At 61.5% G+C, this 15,791-nt stretch carries 18 protein-coding genes; 11 read left to right on the top strand and 7 right to left on the bottom strand.

Annotated elements, in window-relative coordinates:
- Positions 1-135: 135 nt before the first annotated feature.
- The 4 genes from ahpF to galU form a co-directional block, all read right to left on the bottom strand.
- Positions 136-1,698 (bottom strand): alkyl hydroperoxide reductase subunit F, encoded by a 1,563-nt coding sequence (gene ahpF / locus AB4O09_RS13015; RefSeq protein WP_003202997.1) that lies wholly within the window; start codon positions 1,696-1,698, stop codon positions 136-138.
- Positions 1,699-1,821: 123 nt separating this feature from the next.
- Entirely contained in the window at positions 1,822-2,385 is a 564-nt protein-coding gene (ahpC, locus tag AB4O09_RS13010; RefSeq protein ID WP_003202998.1) for an alkyl hydroperoxide reductase subunit C, read from the bottom strand.
- A gap of 174 nt (positions 2,386-2,559) precedes the next feature.
- Complete coding sequence (gorA, locus tag AB4O09_RS13005; RefSeq protein WP_003203000.1) at positions 2,560-3,918, bottom strand: glutathione-disulfide reductase; 1,359 nt, start codon at positions 3,916-3,918, stop codon at positions 2,560-2,562.
- Positions 3,919-4,271: 353 nt separating this feature from the next.
- Positions 4,272-5,111 carry a UTP--glucose-1-phosphate uridylyltransferase GalU gene (galU, locus tag AB4O09_RS13000; protein WP_003182953.1) on the bottom strand — a complete coding sequence of 280 codons (840 nt, stop codon included), beginning with the start codon at positions 5,109-5,111 and terminating at the stop codon, positions 4,272-4,274.
- A 235-nt stretch (positions 5,112-5,346) separates the two neighbouring features.
- On the opposite strand from galU, the gene AB4O09_RS12995 reads away from it, so the two are divergent.
- Entirely contained in the window at positions 5,347-5,562 is a 216-nt protein-coding gene (locus tag AB4O09_RS12995) for a hypothetical protein (protein WP_003203002.1), read from the top strand.
- A 115-nt stretch (positions 5,563-5,677) separates the two neighbouring features.
- The gene (locus AB4O09_RS12990) at positions 5,678-5,959 is read left to right on the top strand and encodes a hypothetical protein (protein ID WP_003203004.1); all 282 of its coding nucleotides are present in this window, start codon (positions 5,678-5,680) and stop codon (positions 5,957-5,959) included.
- Here the strand turns inward: AB4O09_RS12990 and AB4O09_RS12985 are convergent, their stop codons facing one another.
- A complete protein-coding gene (locus AB4O09_RS12985; protein ID WP_003203005.1) occupies positions 5,960-6,190 on the bottom strand; it encodes a hypothetical protein in 231 nt (76 codons plus the stop codon). It abuts the gene before it with no gap.
- A gap of 109 nt (positions 6,191-6,299) precedes the next feature.
- Positions 6,300-6,650, bottom strand: a complete 351-nt coding sequence (locus tag AB4O09_RS12980) for a hypothetical protein (protein ID WP_003203007.1) — start codon at positions 6,648-6,650, stop codon at positions 6,300-6,302.
- A gap of 203 nt (positions 6,651-6,853) precedes the next feature.
- Between AB4O09_RS12980 and AB4O09_RS12975 the strand changes: the two genes are divergently transcribed.
- The 5 genes from AB4O09_RS12975 to ada all read left to right on the top strand — a co-directional run bounded on the left by AB4O09_RS12975 (position 6,854) and on the right by ada (position 10,173).
- Positions 6,854-7,156 (top strand): DUF1883 domain-containing protein, encoded by a 303-nt coding sequence (locus AB4O09_RS12975; protein WP_003182962.1) that lies wholly within the window; start codon positions 6,854-6,856, stop codon positions 7,154-7,156.
- A 30-nt stretch (positions 7,157-7,186) separates the two neighbouring features.
- Complete coding sequence (locus AB4O09_RS12970; RefSeq protein ID WP_003203009.1) at positions 7,187-7,357, top strand: hypothetical protein; 171 nt, start codon at positions 7,187-7,189, stop codon at positions 7,355-7,357.
- 270 nt (positions 7,358-7,627) lie between these two features.
- Positions 7,628-8,344: a 2OG-Fe(II) oxygenase gene (locus AB4O09_RS12965; protein WP_003203010.1), complete on the top strand. Its 717-nt coding sequence runs from the start codon at positions 7,628-7,630 to the stop codon at positions 8,342-8,344.
- The gene (gene alkB, locus AB4O09_RS12960) at positions 8,331-9,011 is read left to right on the top strand and encodes a DNA oxidative demethylase AlkB (protein ID WP_013693618.1); all 681 of its coding nucleotides are present in this window, start codon (positions 8,331-8,333) and stop codon (positions 9,009-9,011) included. Before AB4O09_RS12965 ends, alkB begins: the two co-directional genes overlap by 14 nt.
- Positions 9,012-9,099: 88 nt before the next feature.
- Entirely contained in the window at positions 9,100-10,173 is a 1,074-nt protein-coding gene (gene ada / locus AB4O09_RS12955; RefSeq protein WP_027913197.1) for a bifunctional DNA-binding transcriptional regulator/O6-methylguanine-DNA methyltransferase Ada, read from the top strand.
- Here the strand turns inward: ada and AB4O09_RS12950 are convergent.
- Positions 10,137-10,625 (bottom strand): GyrI-like domain-containing protein, encoded by a 489-nt coding sequence (locus tag AB4O09_RS12950; RefSeq protein ID WP_013693620.1) that lies wholly within the window; start codon positions 10,623-10,625, stop codon positions 10,137-10,139. The two genes, ada and AB4O09_RS12950, sit on opposite strands and share 37 nt — an antisense overlap.
- A gap of 148 nt (positions 10,626-10,773) precedes the next feature.
- On the opposite strand from AB4O09_RS12950, the gene AB4O09_RS12945 reads away from it, so the two are divergent.
- From AB4O09_RS12945 to modC, 4 genes are all read left to right on the top strand, one after another.
- Complete coding sequence (locus AB4O09_RS12945; protein WP_027913196.1) at positions 10,774-11,844, top strand: NAD(P)H-dependent flavin oxidoreductase; 1,071 nt, start codon at positions 10,774-10,776, stop codon at positions 11,842-11,844.
- A gap of 1,346 nt (positions 11,845-13,190) precedes the next feature.
- Positions 13,191-13,943: a molybdate ABC transporter substrate-binding protein gene (modA, locus tag AB4O09_RS12940; protein WP_003203021.1), complete on the top strand. Its 753-nt coding sequence runs from the start codon at positions 13,191-13,193 to the stop codon at positions 13,941-13,943.
- Entirely contained in the window at positions 13,944-14,624 is a 681-nt protein-coding gene (gene modB / locus AB4O09_RS12935; RefSeq protein ID WP_003203023.1) for a molybdate ABC transporter permease subunit, read from the top strand.
- A 3-nt stretch (positions 14,625-14,627) separates the two neighbouring features.
- Complete coding sequence (modC, locus tag AB4O09_RS12930; RefSeq protein WP_436263389.1) at positions 14,628-15,707, top strand: molybdenum ABC transporter ATP-binding protein; 1,080 nt, start codon at positions 14,628-14,630, stop codon at positions 15,705-15,707.
- The last annotated feature ends 84 nt before the right edge of the window (positions 15,708-15,791 follow it).

Raw genomic sequence — 15,791 nt, 5'->3', positions numbered from 1 at the left:
GCGGCACATTCAACCTGGATCCAGGCTGACCCACCGCTATCGCGAGCAAGCTCGCTCCCACAGGGGGATGCGTGATCCAAAACAAAACCCCATGAGCCAGGCTCATGGGGTTTTGTTTTTTCCGCTATCGGTTGTTCAGGCCGGCGCAGAGGTACGGATCAGGTGGTCGAAAGCACTCAGCGAAGCCTTGGCGCCCTCGCCTACGGCAATCACGATCTGCTTGTACGGCACGGTGGTCACGTCACCGGCGGCGAACACGCCAGGGATCGAGGTTTCACCCCGGGCATCGACGATAATCTCACCCCGCGGTGACAGCTCGACAGTGCCTTTGAGCCAATCGGTGTTGGGCAACAGACCAATCTGCACGAAGATCCCCTCCAACTCCACATCCCGCACGTCACCGCTCGGACGGTCCTTGTAGCGCAAGCCATTGACCTTCTGACCGTCTCCAGTCACTTCGGTGGTCTGGGCGTTGGTAATCACCGTCACGTTCGGCAGGCTGTGCAGTTTGCGCTGCAATACCGCGTCGGCACGCAATTGCACATCGAACTCCAGCAACGTGACGTGGGCAACGATACCGGCCAGGTCGATGGCCGCCTCGACGCCGGAGTTACCACCGCCGATCACCGCCACGCGCTTGCCCTTGAACAGCGGACCGTCGCAGTGCGGGCAGTACGCCACGCCCTTGTTGCGATACTGCTGCTCGCCCGGCACGTTCATTTCGCGCCAGCGGGCACCGGTCGCCAGGATCACGGTCTTGGCCTTGAGGCTCGCACCGCTGGCGAACTTGATTTCATGCAGCCCGCCGTCTTTGCCAGGCACCAAGGCGTCGGCACGTTGCAGGTTCATGATGTCCACATCGTACTGCTTGACGTGTTCTTCCAGGGCGACGGCCAGTTTCGGCCCTTCGGTTTCCTGGACCGAGATGAAGTTCTCGATGGCCATGGTGTCGAGCACCTGGCCGCCGAAACGTTCGGCCGCCACGCCAGTGCGGATGCCTTTACGGGCCGCGTAGATCGCCGCCGAAGCACCGGCCGGGCCACCGCCGACTACCAGCACATCAAAGGCGTCCTTGGCGCTGATTTTCTCGGCCTGGCGTTCGATGCCGCTGGTGTCGATCTTGGCGAGAATCTCTTCCAGGCCCATGCGACCCTGGCCGAAGTTCACACCGTTGAGGTACACACTCGGCACGGCCATGATCTGGCGTTCATCGACTTCGGCCTGGAACAGCGCGCCGTCGATGGCAACGTGGCGAATGTCTGGATTCAGTACGGCCATCAGGTTCAGCGCCTGGACCACGTCCGGGCAGTTCTGGCACGACAGCGAGAAATAGGTCTCGAAGTTGAACTCGCCCTTGAGGGAGCGGACCTGTTCGATGACGTCGACACTGGCCTTCGAAGGGTGACCGCCAACTTGCAGCAAGGCCAACACCAGCGAAGTGAATTCGTGGCCCATGGGAATGCCAGCAAAACGCAGGCTGATATCGGCTCCCGGGCGATTCAACGAAAACGAAGGCTTGCGCGCATCGCTGCCGTTGTCGAGCAAGGTAATCTGGTGGGAAAGACTGGCAACGTCTTGGAGTAACGCGAGCATTTCCTGGGATTTCGCACCGTCGTCGAGGGAGGCGACGATCTCGATCGGCTGGGTGACCCGTTCCAGGTATGACTTCAACTGAGCTTTAAGATTGGCGTCCAACATACGGGCGATTTCCATTTTTTGAATTCAGAAAAAACAACGCCCGAGCGAATCTCGCCCGGGCGTTTTTTGGGGCGAAGCGGCTTACTTGATTAAGAGCGGATCGCCCTCGGATGACTCACAGACTTAGATCTTGCCGACCAGGTCCAGGGACGGAGCCAGGGTGGCCTCGCCTTCTTTCCACTTGGCTGGGCAGACTTCGCCCGGGTGAGCAGCAACGTATTGAGCGGCCTTGATCTTGCGCAGCAGCTCGGAAGCGTCACGGCCTACACCGCCGTCGTTGATTTCAACGATCTTGATCTGGCCTTCAGGGTTGATCACGAAAGTACCGCGGTCAGCCAGGCCGACTTCTTCGATCAGCACGTCGAAGTTGCGCGAGATGACGTGGGTCGGGTCGCCGATCATGGTGTACTGGATCTTGCCGATGGCTGGCGAAGTGTTGTGCCAGGCAGCGTGGGCAAAGTGAGTGTCGGTGGAAACGCTGTAGATCTCGACGCCCAGCTTCTGGAACTCGGCGTAGTTGTCGGCCAGGTCTTCCAGCTCGGTTGGGCAAACGAAGGTGAAGTCAGCCGGGTAGAAGAACACGACAGACCATTTGCCTTTCAGGTTGGCGTCCGATACTTCGACGAATTCGCCGTTTTTGAAAGCGGTAGCGTTGAACGGTTTAACTTGGCTGTTGATGATAGGCATCGATGTTTCTCCGTCAGGGTTGAAAGTTGATGGAGAGGATCTTAACCACTCATCCCCAGGCTGGCTCATTGGCAAACCTGATGCGAATGATTGGTTTTGGCTATCAGCAGCTAAATAGATAGAAGAAAACTTAATATGGCGAGCCGGCTCGCTCGCCATATGTTCGTCGGGTGGTCAGGAGGCGACGGGCGTACGCATCGTCACGAATTCTTCGGCAGCCGTCGGGTGCACGCCGATGGTTTCGTCGAAGTCGCGCTTGGTGGCGCCGGCCTTGAGTGCGATGGCCAGCCCTTGGACGATTTCACCGGCGTCCGGCCCGACCATGTGGCATCCCAACACCTTGTCGGTCCGGGCATCCACCACCAGTTTCATCAGGGTGCGTTCCTGGCATTCGGTCAGGCTCAGCTTCATCGGCCGGAAGCGGCTTTCGAAAATCTCTACCTCATGCCCCTCCTCCCTGGCCTGCTCTTCGGTCAGGCCAACTGTGCCGATGTTTGGCAAGCTGAACACGGCGGTGGGAATCATCCGGTAATCCACCAATCGATACTGCTCGGGCTTGAACAGACGCCGCGCCACCGCCATGCCTTCGGCCAGGGCAACGGGGGTGAGCTGGACGCGACCGATCACGTCGCCAATGGCCAGGATCGACGGTTCAGCGGTCTCGTATTTTTCGTTGACCTGGACAAAGCCCTTCTCATCCAGCGTGACACCGGTGGTTTCAAGGCCCAGGTTGTCGAGCATCGGCCGCCGGCCGGTGGCGTAGAACACGCAATCGGTGAGCAACGTCTTGCCGTCCTTGAGCTCGACCCTGAGGCTGCCATCGTCCAGCTTTTCGATGGACTTGATGTCTGCGTTGAACTGCAGGTCCAGGCCACGGCGGGTCAGCTCTTCTGCCAGGTGCTTGCGCACCGCACCGTCAAAGCCGCGCAGGAACAGCTCACCGCGATAGAGCAAGGACGTCTGCGCACCCATGCCGTGGAAGATCCCGGCGAACTCCACCGCAATGTAGCCACCGCCCACCACAATCACACGCTTGGGCAGTTCCTTGAGAAAGAACGCCTCGTTGGAGCTGATGGCGTGCTCGCGCCCCGGAATGTCCGGGATCACCGGCCAACCGCCCGTGGCGATCAGGATGTGCCTGGCGGTGTAGCGCTGGCCGTTGATCTCGACCTCATTGGGCCCGGTCAGCCTGGCGTGACCTTCGTGCAGCACGACGCCGCTGTTGACCAGCAGGTTGCGGTAGATGCCGTTGAGGCGATTGATTTCCCGGTCCTTGTTGGCGATCAACGTTGCCCAGTCGAAACTCGCCTCGCCCGCCGTCCAGCCATAGGCCGACGCCTGTTCGAAGTCCTCGGCGTAGTGCGCGCCGTAGACCAGCAGTTTTTTCGGCACGCAGCCCACGTTCACGCAGGTCCCGCCCAGGTAACGGCTCTCCGCCACGGCCACCTTGGCCCCGAAACCGGCGGCAAACCGCGCAGCCCGCACACCACCGGAACCGGCGCCAACCACATACAAGTCAAAATCGTAGGCCATTTTCTATCTCCTTCGGCAGGTCATCAGCATACCTGCTGTTTTCACCTGAGGCAGCGTTGCGATGGTTATGGGGGCGGAAAATGGAAAAGCCAGTTGGGCCGCTCAAGTTACGCCGATCCATGTGGGAGCGAGCTTGCTCGCGATGGCGGCGGCACATTCAACATGGGTGTAGGCTGGCCCACCGCTATCGCGAGCAAGCTCGCTCCCACAGTTGTTTTGGGGTGGTCTCAGGATTTTTCATATCCCACAGGGTTTTGTTTGTGTGATTGATGATTGGCGAGAGACTTTTCCCCAAGCCAAAAAAAACGCCCCGAACCAGTCGGGGCGTTTTTTTCAAGGCGTGGCGCAGGCTATCAGTAAGCCTTGCCCGTCTTGTAGAAGTTCTCGAAGCAGAAGTTGGTCGCGTCGATGTAGCCTTCGGCGCCACCGCAGTCGAAACGCTTGCCCTTGAACTTGTAGGCCATGACGCAGCCGTTCTGGGCCTGTTTCATCAGGGCGTCGGTGATCTGGATCTCGCCGCCCTTGCCTGGCTCGGTCTGTTCGATCAGGTCGAAGATATCCGGGGTCAGGATGTAGCGACCGATGATCGCCAGGTTCGACGGTGCGTCTTCAGGTTTTGGTTTTTCAACCATGCTGTGGACGCGGTAGATGTCGTCGCGGATCATTTCGCCGGCAATCACGCCGTACTTGTTGGTTTCCTGCGGATCGACTTCCTGGATCGCCACGATGGAGCAGCGGAACTGCTTGTACAGCTTGACCATCTGGGTCAATACGCCGTCGCCTTCGAGGTTGACGCACAGGTCATCCGCCAGGACCACGGCGAACGGTTCGTCACCGATCAGTGGGCGGCCGGTCAGGATCGCGTGGCCCAGGCCTTTCATTTCGGTCTGGCGAGTGTAGGAGAACGAGCACTCATCCAGCAGTTTGCGGATACCGACCAGGTATTTTTCCTTGTCGGTGCCCTTGATCTGGTTTTCCAGCTCGTAGCTGATGTCGAAATGGTCTTCCAGGGCGCGTTTGCCGCGACCGGTGACGATGGAGATTTCCGTCAGGCCCGCATCGAGGGCTTCTTCGACGCCGTACTGGATCAGTGGCTTGTTCACCACCGGCAGCATTTCTTTGGGCATGGCTTTAGTCGCTGGCAGGAAGCGAGTACCGTAACCGGCTGCTGGGAACAAGCATTTCTTGATCATATAAGTCCTTGAAAAGGCGGTGTGTACGAGTTTCGGCGCAGTCTAATCAGGCAACAGGCACCTTACAATGCCCGCGCTGGCCAACCGGTGCCATCATAGAGAAATAAAAAACGGCGGATAGTTCAATCGCCTTTCGTTTCGATGGCTCCAGCGGACCCACTGTACGCCAGTGAGCGCTGTTTGCGAGCATTTGACGTATCATGACGCCCTTGATCCCGCCAATTGAGGCAGCTAGATGTCGGCAACAAGAAACGCAAACGGTTATTCGGTCAGCCAGGGCAAGGACGGCCAGTGGTGGATTATCAACTACCACGGCGAGCAGGTCGCCGGTCCCTTGCCCAGCAAGGCCATGGCGGTGGAAGTGGCTGCGGTATTCCAGGATGAGCGCGCTGCCCCCGCAGTGAAAGAACGCGACACCGCCCCCGCCCGCAGCCCCCGTCGCAAGAAGTAACCAGACGAGCCTCGTAAAAATGCCGCGCGGGCATTGAACGAGGCTTGTTTAGCTGTACCGGAGTGGCCATTCGCTATAATCTCGCGCTTGCCCTTCCCTCCTTGATGACGACCCCATGAAGACACTTCTGGCACTGTTTGCAGTCCTGGCCCTGGCGGGCTGTGCCTCAGCCGAAAAAACCTACCTGGACAACGGCGAACAAGGCCTGGCCATCGACTGCTCGGGTGAGGCCAACTCCTGGGCGACGTGCTACGAAAAGGCCGATGCGTCCTGTGCCGGCACCGGCTACCGCATCGTCGGTACCGACGGCACGCCCCAGGCCAAGGAAAGCGAGAAGACCCTGGGCGTCGACGTCGGTAACTTCACCAGCCGCAGTGTCGTGGTGGTCTGCAAGTAATCAAATGTGAATCTCGGCAAACTTGATGCCCAGCCCGCGTAGGGTTTCGATCAGTTCGTCGAGACGGGCAAAGGACTCGACTTCGTCCTGGTCATCCACCAGGAAAAAACTGCGTCCGGCGCTTTTCTTGAAGAACACGATCCATTCGCCCGGGCTCGCCGGATTCTGAATCACGTGGGTGGCACAGATAAGACCTTCTGCATGGCGCTCGCGCACCTGCTCGCGTTTCATCGACTGACTCCATGAATGACAATGCCGCCAACGTGAACCGTGGCGGCATTTTTTGTCGAAGGCAGTAGTTTATCCGATGCCCGGTCCGCTCGTCAGGCGCGCAATGGGATCAGCCGGAAATGCAGGCGTTGGCGGCATCCTGCACGTCGCCCGGACGCACCGGGACATTGGACATGCTTTCGTGCAGCTTGATGCTGCTGCCGCTGGAGCGCTCGTCAATGTCGAACACCGCCGCCGGCAGGGTCGACAGTTTGCCCGGGACGATCAATCGAACGCCATTCTTGTGTGGCTCCACTTGCAGCGGACCACGGCTTTTGGCCAGTTTGTCGGAAACACACTTGGCATATTCGTGAGGTTTCTTTCCGGAGATGACGCTCATGGTGGGGGGCGTCTGGTTGATGTCCGATACCGATGCACATCCACTCATGGCCAATGCCAACACCCACACGCTGCGCTTCATATGATTCCTCCGATAAAGATCCTCCGACAGTGCAGACGCCGTTTTTCTCCGGTGCCGCACCGCTTTATTTTTCCCGCAACCTGCAATAAATGAACAAAGCCTGGAGCGCGGGCCGGATATTAACACTCGGGGCTGATAAACTGCGCATCATTGCCCCTTGCTATCGTTTTGATTTTGTAGAAAAAGCCCTTCTGGAGGCGCCCATGAAATTCATCCACCAGCGCGAGCACCTGAACGAAGACGACATTGTCGTCATCGAATGCTCCCAAATGTGCAACATCCGTTTGATGAACGACGCCAACTTCCGTAGCTTCAAGAACGGCGGCCGGCACACGTATCACGGCGGCGCGTTCGACACCTTCCCGGCCCGGATCACTGCCCCTAGCACCGGTTTCTGGAACATCACCATCGACACCGTCAACCGCCGTGCAATCAGCGTCACGCGCAAACCGACCCTGACCCACAAGATCAAAATCATCCGGCGTTCCAGCTCGAAACTGAGCTGAGCCTCGCCCACTTTCAAGACAGGCAAAACCGTGTCCCAGACGACCAAATACGTCATCAAGTACAAGCTCAACGACGAACGCCGCTTCGAATTCGCGCAACTGGAAACCGGGACCGAGGAAGAAGCCAGGGCCGCATTGCAAAAGCTGCATGGCCAGACCGACGACGTGATCAGCGACGTCAAGGTCAGCAAAGCGCTGTAACAACTCATCCGACTGTTTTTGTGGGAGGGTTATCCCCATTGTGGGAGCAAGGCTTGCCCGCGATGCAGGCGCCTCGTTCACCCCGACAGAACGCGTTGCCTTCATCGCGGGCAACCCTTGCTCCCACAGATAATCCTCTCGCCACAGGGTGACGGGTGTGTCAGCTCAGGGTAGGTGAGCGCTCGGCCGTTGACACACCGCAAGATCCGGAGTGTCAGCCGTCAAAGCACTCCCCAGACTGACCAGTCCTTTCTACCAAGGATTGTCATCATGTCCCTACCCTCGCTAATCCAATGCATACACGACCTGGACTGGCCAGCCCTGGAGAACAGCCTCGACCAGGACGGCTGTGCAATCATTCGCAACCTGCTACCGACAACACAATGCCGGCTGCTGAGTGGTCTGTACGCCGAACCCGGGCTTTTTCGTTCGCGGGTGATCATGGCCCGCCATGGATTCGGGCGCGGCGAGTATCAGTATTTTCGCTATCCGCTGCCCGACCTCATCCAGCAGTTGCGCCAGTCGTTGTATCCAGCGTTGGTACCGCTGGCGAACCGCTGGAATGAACACATGGGTATTGAAGTGCGCTACCCCCACGAACACCCTGACTTCATCCGGCGCTGTCACGCCGCCGGGCAATCGCGGCCTACGCCGTTGTTGCTGCAATACGGTCCGCAGGACTACAACTGTCTGCACCAGGATCTGTACGGCGAGCAGGTGTTCCCACTGCAGGTGGCGATCCTGCTGTCGGAACCGGGTCGGGATTTTACCGGCGGCGAGTTTGTCCTCACCGAACAGCGCCCGCGCATGCAATCGCGGCCCCAGGTCATCGATCTGAAACAGGGCGATGCCGTGGTGTTTGCCGTGCACCAGCGGCCCGTCAAAGGCGTTCGCGGTTATTATCGGGTGAACATGCGCCATGGCGTCAGCTGCGTGCACAGCGGCAGGCGGCACACCTTGGGAATCATTTTTCATGATGCGCAGTAATGACACACCGCTCACATTGGACCTGTTCGCCGACCAGGCGCCCACCACGCCTGGCCAGGTCGAGCAGATCGGCCAGCAAGCGTTCGTGCTGCGCGGGTTCGCCCTGCCCTGGCTCGAGCGCTTGCTGCCGGCGCTGGAAAGCGTCTTGCAGGCGGCGCCTTTCCGGCAGATGGTCACGCCCGGTGGCTTTACCATGTCGGTGGCCTTGAGCAGTTGCGGTGCGCTGGGCTGGACCACCGACCGCAGCGGCTATCGCTACACCGCCCACGATCCGCAGACCGGCCACCCCTGGCCCGACATGCCGGCGGTGTTTCGCGAACTGGCCCAGGCCGCCGCCCGGCAGGCGCACTTCGAGCATTTCGAACCCGACGCCTGCCTGATCAACCGCTACGTGCCCGGCGCGCGGATGTCGCTGCACCAGGACAAGAACGAACGCTCCCTCGCCGCCCCCATCGTCTCGATGTCCCTGGGCTTGCCGGCGGTGTTCCAGTTCGGCGGCTTCGAGCGCAGTGACAAAAGCCTGCGCATCCCGTTGTTCCATGGCGACATCGTGGTCTGGGGCGGCGTGGACCGGTTGCGCTACCACGGCGTGTTGCCGCTCAAGGAAGGCCAGCACCCGCGCCTGGGTACCCAGCGGATCAACCTGACGTTTCGCACCGCCGGGTGAAGGTGCAGAATTCAACCGCAAGACCCGGAGTGTCGCCACTGGAATGGCTCGCTACTGTAGGCAAAACGGGCCAATGGACATAACGACCATGAACAGCACTTCGAACAATCTCGCCCCTGAACTGGATCCGCGCTGGGCCGCCGTGCTCGCCCGGGATCCACGCGCCGACGGCACCTTCGTCTATGGCGTGAAAACCACCGGCATCTATTGCCACCCAAGCAGCCTGTCGCGCCTGCCCAACCCGCGCAACATCGAGTTCTTCGACACGCCGGAACAGGCCCAGGCCGCCGGTTACCGGCCCAGCAAGCGCGTGGCTCGGGACCAGACCCAGATCGCCGCCCAACAAGCGGCACGGGTTGCCGCCGCCTGCCGGCAGATCGAGGCGGCCGAGGAACTGCCTGGCCTGAATGAACTGGCAGAGAGCGCGGGCTTGAGTCCCTTTCATTTTCATCGGGTCTTCAAGGCAGTCACTGGCCTGACCCCCAAGGGTTATGCCGCCGCCCACCGCTCACGCAAGGTACGCGAACGCCTGGCCGATGGCGGCACGATCACCGAGGCGCTGTACGACGCCGGCTTCAACTCCAACAGCCGCTTTTATGAGGCAGCCGACAAGGTGTTGGGCATGAAACCCGCCGACTATCGCGCCGCCGGGCAGAACACCGACATCCGTTTCGCCGTCGGCCAATGCTCCCTCGGGGCGATCCTGGTGGCGCAAAGCGAGCGTGGCGTGTGCGCGATCCTGCTGGGGGACGACCCGGACGCGTTGGTGCGGGACCTGCAAGACAAGTTCCGCCGGGCCAACCTGATCGGCGCCGACCGCGAGTTCGAGCAGTTGATCGCCCAGGTGGTTGGCTTCATCGAAGCACCGGCCCTGGGCCTGGACCTGCCCTTGGACCTGCGCGGCACCGCCTTCCAGGAGCGGGTCTGGCAAGCCTTGCGGGATATTCCCGCCGGCAGCACCGCCAGCTACGCCGAGATCGCCCAGCGCATCGGCATGCCCAAGGCCGTGCGCGCCGTGGCCCAGGCCTGCGGCGCCAACAGCCTGGCGGTGGCGATCCCTTGCCACCGAGTGGTACGCAGCGACGGCAACCTGTCGGGCTATCGCTGGGGTGTGGAGCGCAAGCGTCAGTTGCTGGCGCTGGAGCGCTCGTCCGGGGATTGAATGCCGATGTAGATCGCCACCGAATCGGGGCCGCTGTAGACCTCGAAATCGGTGGTAAAGCGGCGCAGCGTCTGCGGATTATCCGCGAAGTACGCCCAGATCAGGCCCCAGGTCTGAATCACGCAGTCGGGCATCGGCCCCTTGGCCGCAAACATCAGGTAATCCCCGCCCTCGATGTCCACGGCGGGGTAGCCTGCGCTGGTCGCATCCACTTGCACCCCGGCCGTCACATCGAAGTGGCCGGTGGCGTCGGACTCGTAATTGGAATACACCCCGTAGACGAACGACTCCGACTGCCGGGCCGGGATCGTGTCAAACAGCCCTTCGTTGAAGAACTGCTGCCACATCGGGCCGATCCGGGCGGTGTCGGGCTGCTGCTCGTCGGTGTTGCGGGTGCGCACCTGCAAACCGGCCACGATGAAGGGTTCGACGGTCTTGAGTTTCACGTCCATGGGTCGGGCTCCTTGATGTATGAAGCCCGCATGGTAACCCTCCCGTCGTCGGGATCAAGTTGCAACGCTCGATTGAAAAACTCGACTGGCCCTCGCCGGCCCACACCTGCTAAAACCGCTGTTTCCTTCTGCCGTCGGAGACCCGCACATGAGCCAGTGGCCAGACACTCGCATTCTTGACCTGCTCGGTATCGAGCTGCCCATCATCCAGGGGCCGCTGGCCGGGGTGACCGGGCCGGCCATGGTGGTCGCGACGTGCAATGCCGGCGGGCTGGGTTCAATGCCGGCGGCGATGCTCGATGTCGAGCAACTGCGCCAGGCGCTGACGACCATCGGCGAGCAGACCGACAAACCGTTCAATGTGAATTTTTTCTGTCACCAGCCGCCGGCCTTTGACGAACAGCGAGCCGAGGCCTGGAAGCAACGGCTCAAGCCGTATTATCAGGAACTGGGCGTCGACTTCGGCGCGCCGACCCCGGTGTCCAACCGCACGCCGTTCGACGATGCCGCCTGCCGGGTGCTGGAAGAGATGCGTCCCAAAGTTGTCAGTTTCCATTTCGGCCTGCCGGAAAAATCCTTGCTGGATCGGGTGAAGGCCACTGGCGCGAAAATCCTTTCCTCGGCCACCACCGTCGAGGAAGCCATCTGGCTTGAACAGCATGGTTGCGACGCGATCATTGCCATGGGTTACGAAGCCGGTGGTCATCGCGGAATGTTCCTCAGCGACGACCTCAACACCCAAGTCGGGCTGTTTGCCTTGCTGCCGCAGGTGGTGGATGCAGTGAAGGTGCCGGTGATCGCTGCCGGCGGCATTGGCGATGCGCGGGGAATCGTCGCGGCATTCGCCCTGGGTGCCTCGGCGGTGCAACTGGGCAGCGCCTACCTGTTCACCCCCGAGGCGAAGATCAGCGCGTCGCATCACCGGGCGTTGCGCACGGCCAAGGAAAGCCAGACGGCTGTTACCAACCTGTTCACTGGTCGCCCGGCCCGAGGCATCGTCAACCGGGTGATGCGCGAAGTGGGCCCGATGAGCCCACTGGCCCCGGCTTTTCCCTTGGCGGGTGGTGCATTGATGCCGTTGCGCGCCAAGGGTGAAGCAGACTTCAGTAACCTCTGGGCCGGCCAGGCCTTCCCTCTGGGCCGCGAGCTGTCGACGGCCGAGCTGACTCGGCGGCTGGCCGAGGAGGCGTTGGCCCGGCTCCACAGGGCGGATGCCTGATCGAACGCCATCGCGAGCAAGCTTGGCTCCCACAGGGGATTGGGGGCAACCGGCACATCCGGGTACACCACCGGACCTGTGGGAGCCGAGCTTGCTCGCGATAGCAGTAGCACATTCAAAATGGATGCAAGCTGACCCACCGTCTTCGCGAGCAAGCCCGCTCCCACAGGGGATTGGGGGCAACCGGCACATCCGGGTACACCACCGGACCTGTGGGAGCCGAGCTTGCTCGCGATAGCAGTAGCACATTCAAAATGGACGCAAGCTGACCCACCGTCTTCGCGAGCAAGCTTGGCTCCCACAGGGGATTGGGGGCAACCGGCACATCCGGGTACACCACCGGACCTGTGGGAGCCGAGCTTGCTCGCGATGGCGGTAGCACATTCAAAATGGATGCTAGCTGACCCACCGTCATCGCGAGCAGGCTCGCTCCCACAGGGGGATGGGGGCAACCGGCACATCCGGGTACACCACCGGACCTGTGGGAGCCGAGCTTGCTCGCGATGGCGGTAGCACATTCAAAATGGATGCAAGCTGACCCACCGTCTTCGCGAGCAGGCTCGCTCCCACAGGGGATTGGGGGCAACCGGCACATCCAGGCACACCACCGGACCTGTGGGAGCCGAGCTTGCTCGCGATGGCGGTAGCACATTCAAAATGGATGCACGCTGATCCACCGTCTTCGCGAGCAGGCTCGCTCCCACAGGGGATTGGGGGCAACCGGCACATCCGGGTACACCACCGGACCTGTGGGAGCCGAGCTTGCTCGCGATGGCGGTAGCACATTCAAAATGGACGCAAGCTGACCCACCGTCTTCGCGAGCAAGCCCGCTCCCACAGGGGATTGGGGGACAACCGGCACATCCGGGTACACCACCGGACCTGTGGGAGCTGAGCTTGCTCGCGATGGCGGTAGCACATTCAAAATGGATGCTAGCTGACCCACCGTCTTCGCGAGCAAGCTTGGCTCCCACAGGGGATTGGGGGCAACCGGCACATCCAGGCACATCATCGGACCTGTGGGAGCTGAGCTTGCTCGCGATGGCGGTAGCACATTCAAAATGGATGCTAGCTGACCCACCGACTTCGCGAGCAAGCTTGGCTCCCACAGGGGATTGGGGGCAACCGGCACATCCGGGTACACCAACGGACCTGTGGGAGCCGAGCTTGCTCGCGATAGCAGTAGCACATTCAAAATGGATGCTAGCTGACCCACCGTCTTCGCGAGCAAGCTTGGCTCCCACACCCTTGCACCTCACTCCCCGGGCGAAATGCCGCGTTCCGTTTGTCGGTCATTCGCTATATATTCCGGTATATAGCGAACCTGACCCCACGGAGCCTCACCCATGCCTCTCACCCGCTTCGCGCCGTTGCTGCTGACCACGTTCTTTGCCATTGGCGCCGCCCAGGCCGCTGAGGTGCAGGTGGCAGTCGCTTCCAATTTCACCGCGCCGATCCAGGCCATCGCCGCCGACTTCGAAAAAGACACCGGACACAAACTGGTGGCGGCTTACGGGGCCACCGGGCAGTTCTACACCCAGATCAAGAACGGCGCGCCATTCGAAGTCTTCCTCGCCGCCGACGACACCACCCCGGCCAAGCTCGAAAGCGAAGGTGACACCGTCAAGGGCTCGCGCTTCACCTACGCGGTCGGTACCCTGGCGCTGTGGTCGGCCAAGGACGGTTATGTCGACAGCCAGGGCCAGGTGCTCAAGCACAACGATTTCCAACACCTGTCCATCGCCAACCCGAAAGCCGCGCCCTACGGCCTGGCCGCGACCCAGGTGCTGGACAAGCTCGGCTTGACCGCGCAGGTGAAAAGCAAACTCGTCGAAGGCCAGAACATCACCCAGGCCTATCAGTTCGTCTCCACCGGTAACGCCGAACTCGGTTTCGTCGCCTTGTCTCAGGTGTACAAGGACGGCAAAGTGACGGGCGGCTCGGCATGGATCGTCCCGGCCGAACTGCACGACCCGATCAAACAGGACGCGGTGATCCTCAACAAGGGCCGGGACAACCCCGCTGCCGTGGCCCTGGTGGATTACCTCAAGGGCCCGAAAGCCGCCGCCATCATCCAAACCTACGGTTACCAACGCTAAATGCCACTGACCAGCGCCGACTATGCCGCCATCTGGCTGACCCTGAAACTGGCGTCATTGACCACGGTGATCCTGCTGCTCATCGGCACGCCCATCGCATTGTGGCTGTCGCGCACCCGCTCCTGGCTGCGCGGGCCGGTGGGTGCGGTGGTCGCGTTGCCGTTGGTGCTGCCGCCCACGGTGATCGGCTTCTACCTGTTGCTGGCGTTGGGGCCGAACGGCTGGATCGGCCAGCTCACCCAAGCTCTCGGGCTAGGCACCCTCACCTTCAGTTTCACCGGGTTGGTAATCGGCTCGGTGATCTATTCCATGCCGTTTGTGGTGCAGCCGTTGCAGAACGCCTTTGCCGCCATCGGCAGTCGCCCGCTGGAAGTCGCCGCCACCCTGCGGGCCGGGCCTTGGGATACGTTTTTCAGCGTCATCCTGCCCCTGGCCCGCCCCGGCTTCATCACTGCGGCGATTCTTGGCTTTGCCCACACCGTCGGCGAATTCGGCGTGGTGCTGATGATCGGCGGCAACATCCCGGAGAAAACCCGGGTGGTGTCAGTGCAGATCTACGACCATGTCGAAGCCTTGGAATACGCCCAGGCCCACTGGCTCGCGGCGGCAATGCTGGTGTTTTCATTCCTGGTGCTGCTGGCGCTGTACTCCAGCCGCCGAACCCGTGCCGGTTGGAGCTGATCGATGATTCACGCGCGTTTGCAGCTCGACCACGGGGCTTTTTCCCTGGACCTGGATGTGCAACTGCCCGGCCGTGGCGTGACCGCTCTGTATGGGCCGTCCGGTTCCGGCAAAACCACCTGCCTGCGTTGCATCGCCGGGTTGGAGCGGCCGGCCCGGGGTTTTATCGAGGTCAACGGCCAAGTCTGGCAAAACAGTGAGCACGCTGTGTTCGTGCCGCCCCATAAACGGTCGGTGGGGTATGTGTTCCAGGAGGCGAGCCTGTTCGCCCATTTGTCGGTGCGGGCCAACCTGGCGTTCGGCCTCAAGCGCATCGCGCCGGCACAACGGCGGGTGGACATGCAACAGGCGACCGAACTGCTGGGCATCGGGCACTTGCTCGATCGGCAGCCGCACAACCTGTCCGGCGGCGAGCGCCAGCGGGTGGGCATCGCCCGCGCCTTGCTGACCAGCCCGCAACTGCTGTTGATGGATGAGCCGCTGGCGGCCCTCGATAGCCGACGCAAAAACGAAATCCTGCCGTACCTGCAACGGCTCCACGATGAGCTGGACATCCCGGTGCTGTATGTCAGCCATTCCCAGGATGAAGTGGCGCGCCTGGCCGATCACATCGTGCTGCTCGACGGCGGTCGCGCGCTGGCCAGTGGGCCGATCGGCGAAACCCTGGCCCGGCTCGACCTGCCATTGGCCCTGGGGGATGATGCAGGCGTGGTGATCGAGGGCAAGGTCAGCGGGTACGACCCGGCTTATCAATTGCTGACCCTGAATCTGCCCGACAGCCAACTGAACGTACGCGTGGCCCACACCTCACTGGCCCTCGGCCAGCCGCTGCGCTTCAAGGTCCAGGCCCGGGACGTCAGCCTCAGCCTGGCGAACGATGCCCAGACCAGCATCCTCAATCGCCTGCCAGTCACCGTGGTCAGCGAACAGGCCGCCGACAACGCCGCCCACGTGCTGATCCGCCTGGAAGCCGCCGGCACCCCGCTGCTGGCGCGTATCACCCGCTATTCGCGCGATCAGCTGAAATTGCATCCAGGGCAGGTGTTGTGGGCGCAGATCAAGGCGGTGGCGGTGTTGGCGTAGGGTCCGAAACCAGCGGATCACACTGTGGGAGCTTGTGGGAGCAAGGCTTGCCCGCGATGCAAGCACCTCGGTGTAGCTGATAGA

Source organism: Pseudomonas sp. H1_F01, assembly GCF_054681425.1.
This window is presented reverse-complemented; position numbering and strand designations above follow the sequence as displayed.

Excerpts from the sequence above, each read along its gene's own strand:
- ada (WP_027913197.1), top strand. The coding sequence starts at position 9,100 with ATGAACAGCACTTCGAACAATCTCGCCCCTGAACTGGATCCGCGCTGG.
- gorA (WP_003203000.1), bottom strand. The coding sequence starts at position 3,918 with ATGGCCTACGATTTTGACTTGTATGTGGTTGGCGCCGGTTCCGGTGGT.
- AB4O09_RS12950 (WP_013693620.1), bottom strand. The coding sequence starts at position 10,625 with ATGGACGTGAAACTCAAGACCGTCGAACCCTTCATCGTGGCCGGTTTG.
- AB4O09_RS12985 (WP_003203005.1), bottom strand. The coding sequence starts at position 6,190 with ATGAAACGCGAGCAGGTGCGCGAGCGCCATGCAGAAGGTCTTATCTGT.
- ahpC (WP_003202998.1), bottom strand. The coding sequence starts at position 2,385 with ATGCCTATCATCAACAGCCAAGTTAAACCGTTCAACGCTACCGCTTTC.
- AB4O09_RS12980 (WP_003203007.1), bottom strand. The coding sequence starts at position 6,650 with ATGAAGCGCAGCGTGTGGGTGTTGGCATTGGCCATGAGTGGATGTGCA.
- alkB (WP_013693618.1), top strand. The coding sequence starts at position 8,331 with ATGATGCGCAGTAATGACACACCGCTCACATTGGACCTGTTCGCCGAC.
- AB4O09_RS12990 (WP_003203004.1), top strand. The coding sequence starts at position 5,678 with ATGAAGACACTTCTGGCACTGTTTGCAGTCCTGGCCCTGGCGGGCTGT.
- AB4O09_RS12965 (WP_003203010.1), top strand. The coding sequence starts at position 7,628 with ATGTCCCTACCCTCGCTAATCCAATGCATACACGACCTGGACTGGCCA.
- AB4O09_RS12945 (WP_027913196.1), top strand. The coding sequence starts at position 10,774 with ATGAGCCAGTGGCCAGACACTCGCATTCTTGACCTGCTCGGTATCGAG.
- modA (WP_003203021.1), top strand. The coding sequence starts at position 13,191 with ATGCCTCTCACCCGCTTCGCGCCGTTGCTGCTGACCACGTTCTTTGCC.
- AB4O09_RS12975 (WP_003182962.1), top strand. The coding sequence starts at position 6,854 with ATGAAATTCATCCACCAGCGCGAGCACCTGAACGAAGACGACATTGTC.
- ahpF (WP_003202997.1), bottom strand. The coding sequence starts at position 1,698 with ATGTTGGACGCCAATCTTAAAGCTCAGTTGAAGTCATACCTGGAACGG.
- galU (WP_003182953.1), bottom strand. The coding sequence starts at position 5,111 with ATGATCAAGAAATGCTTGTTCCCAGCAGCCGGTTACGGTACTCGCTTC.
- modB (WP_003203023.1), top strand. The coding sequence starts at position 13,944 with ATGCCACTGACCAGCGCCGACTATGCCGCCATCTGGCTGACCCTGAAA.
- AB4O09_RS12995 (WP_003203002.1), top strand. The coding sequence starts at position 5,347 with ATGTCGGCAACAAGAAACGCAAACGGTTATTCGGTCAGCCAGGGCAAG.
- modC (WP_436263389.1), top strand. The coding sequence starts at position 14,628 with ATGATTCACGCGCGTTTGCAGCTCGACCACGGGGCTTTTTCCCTGGAC.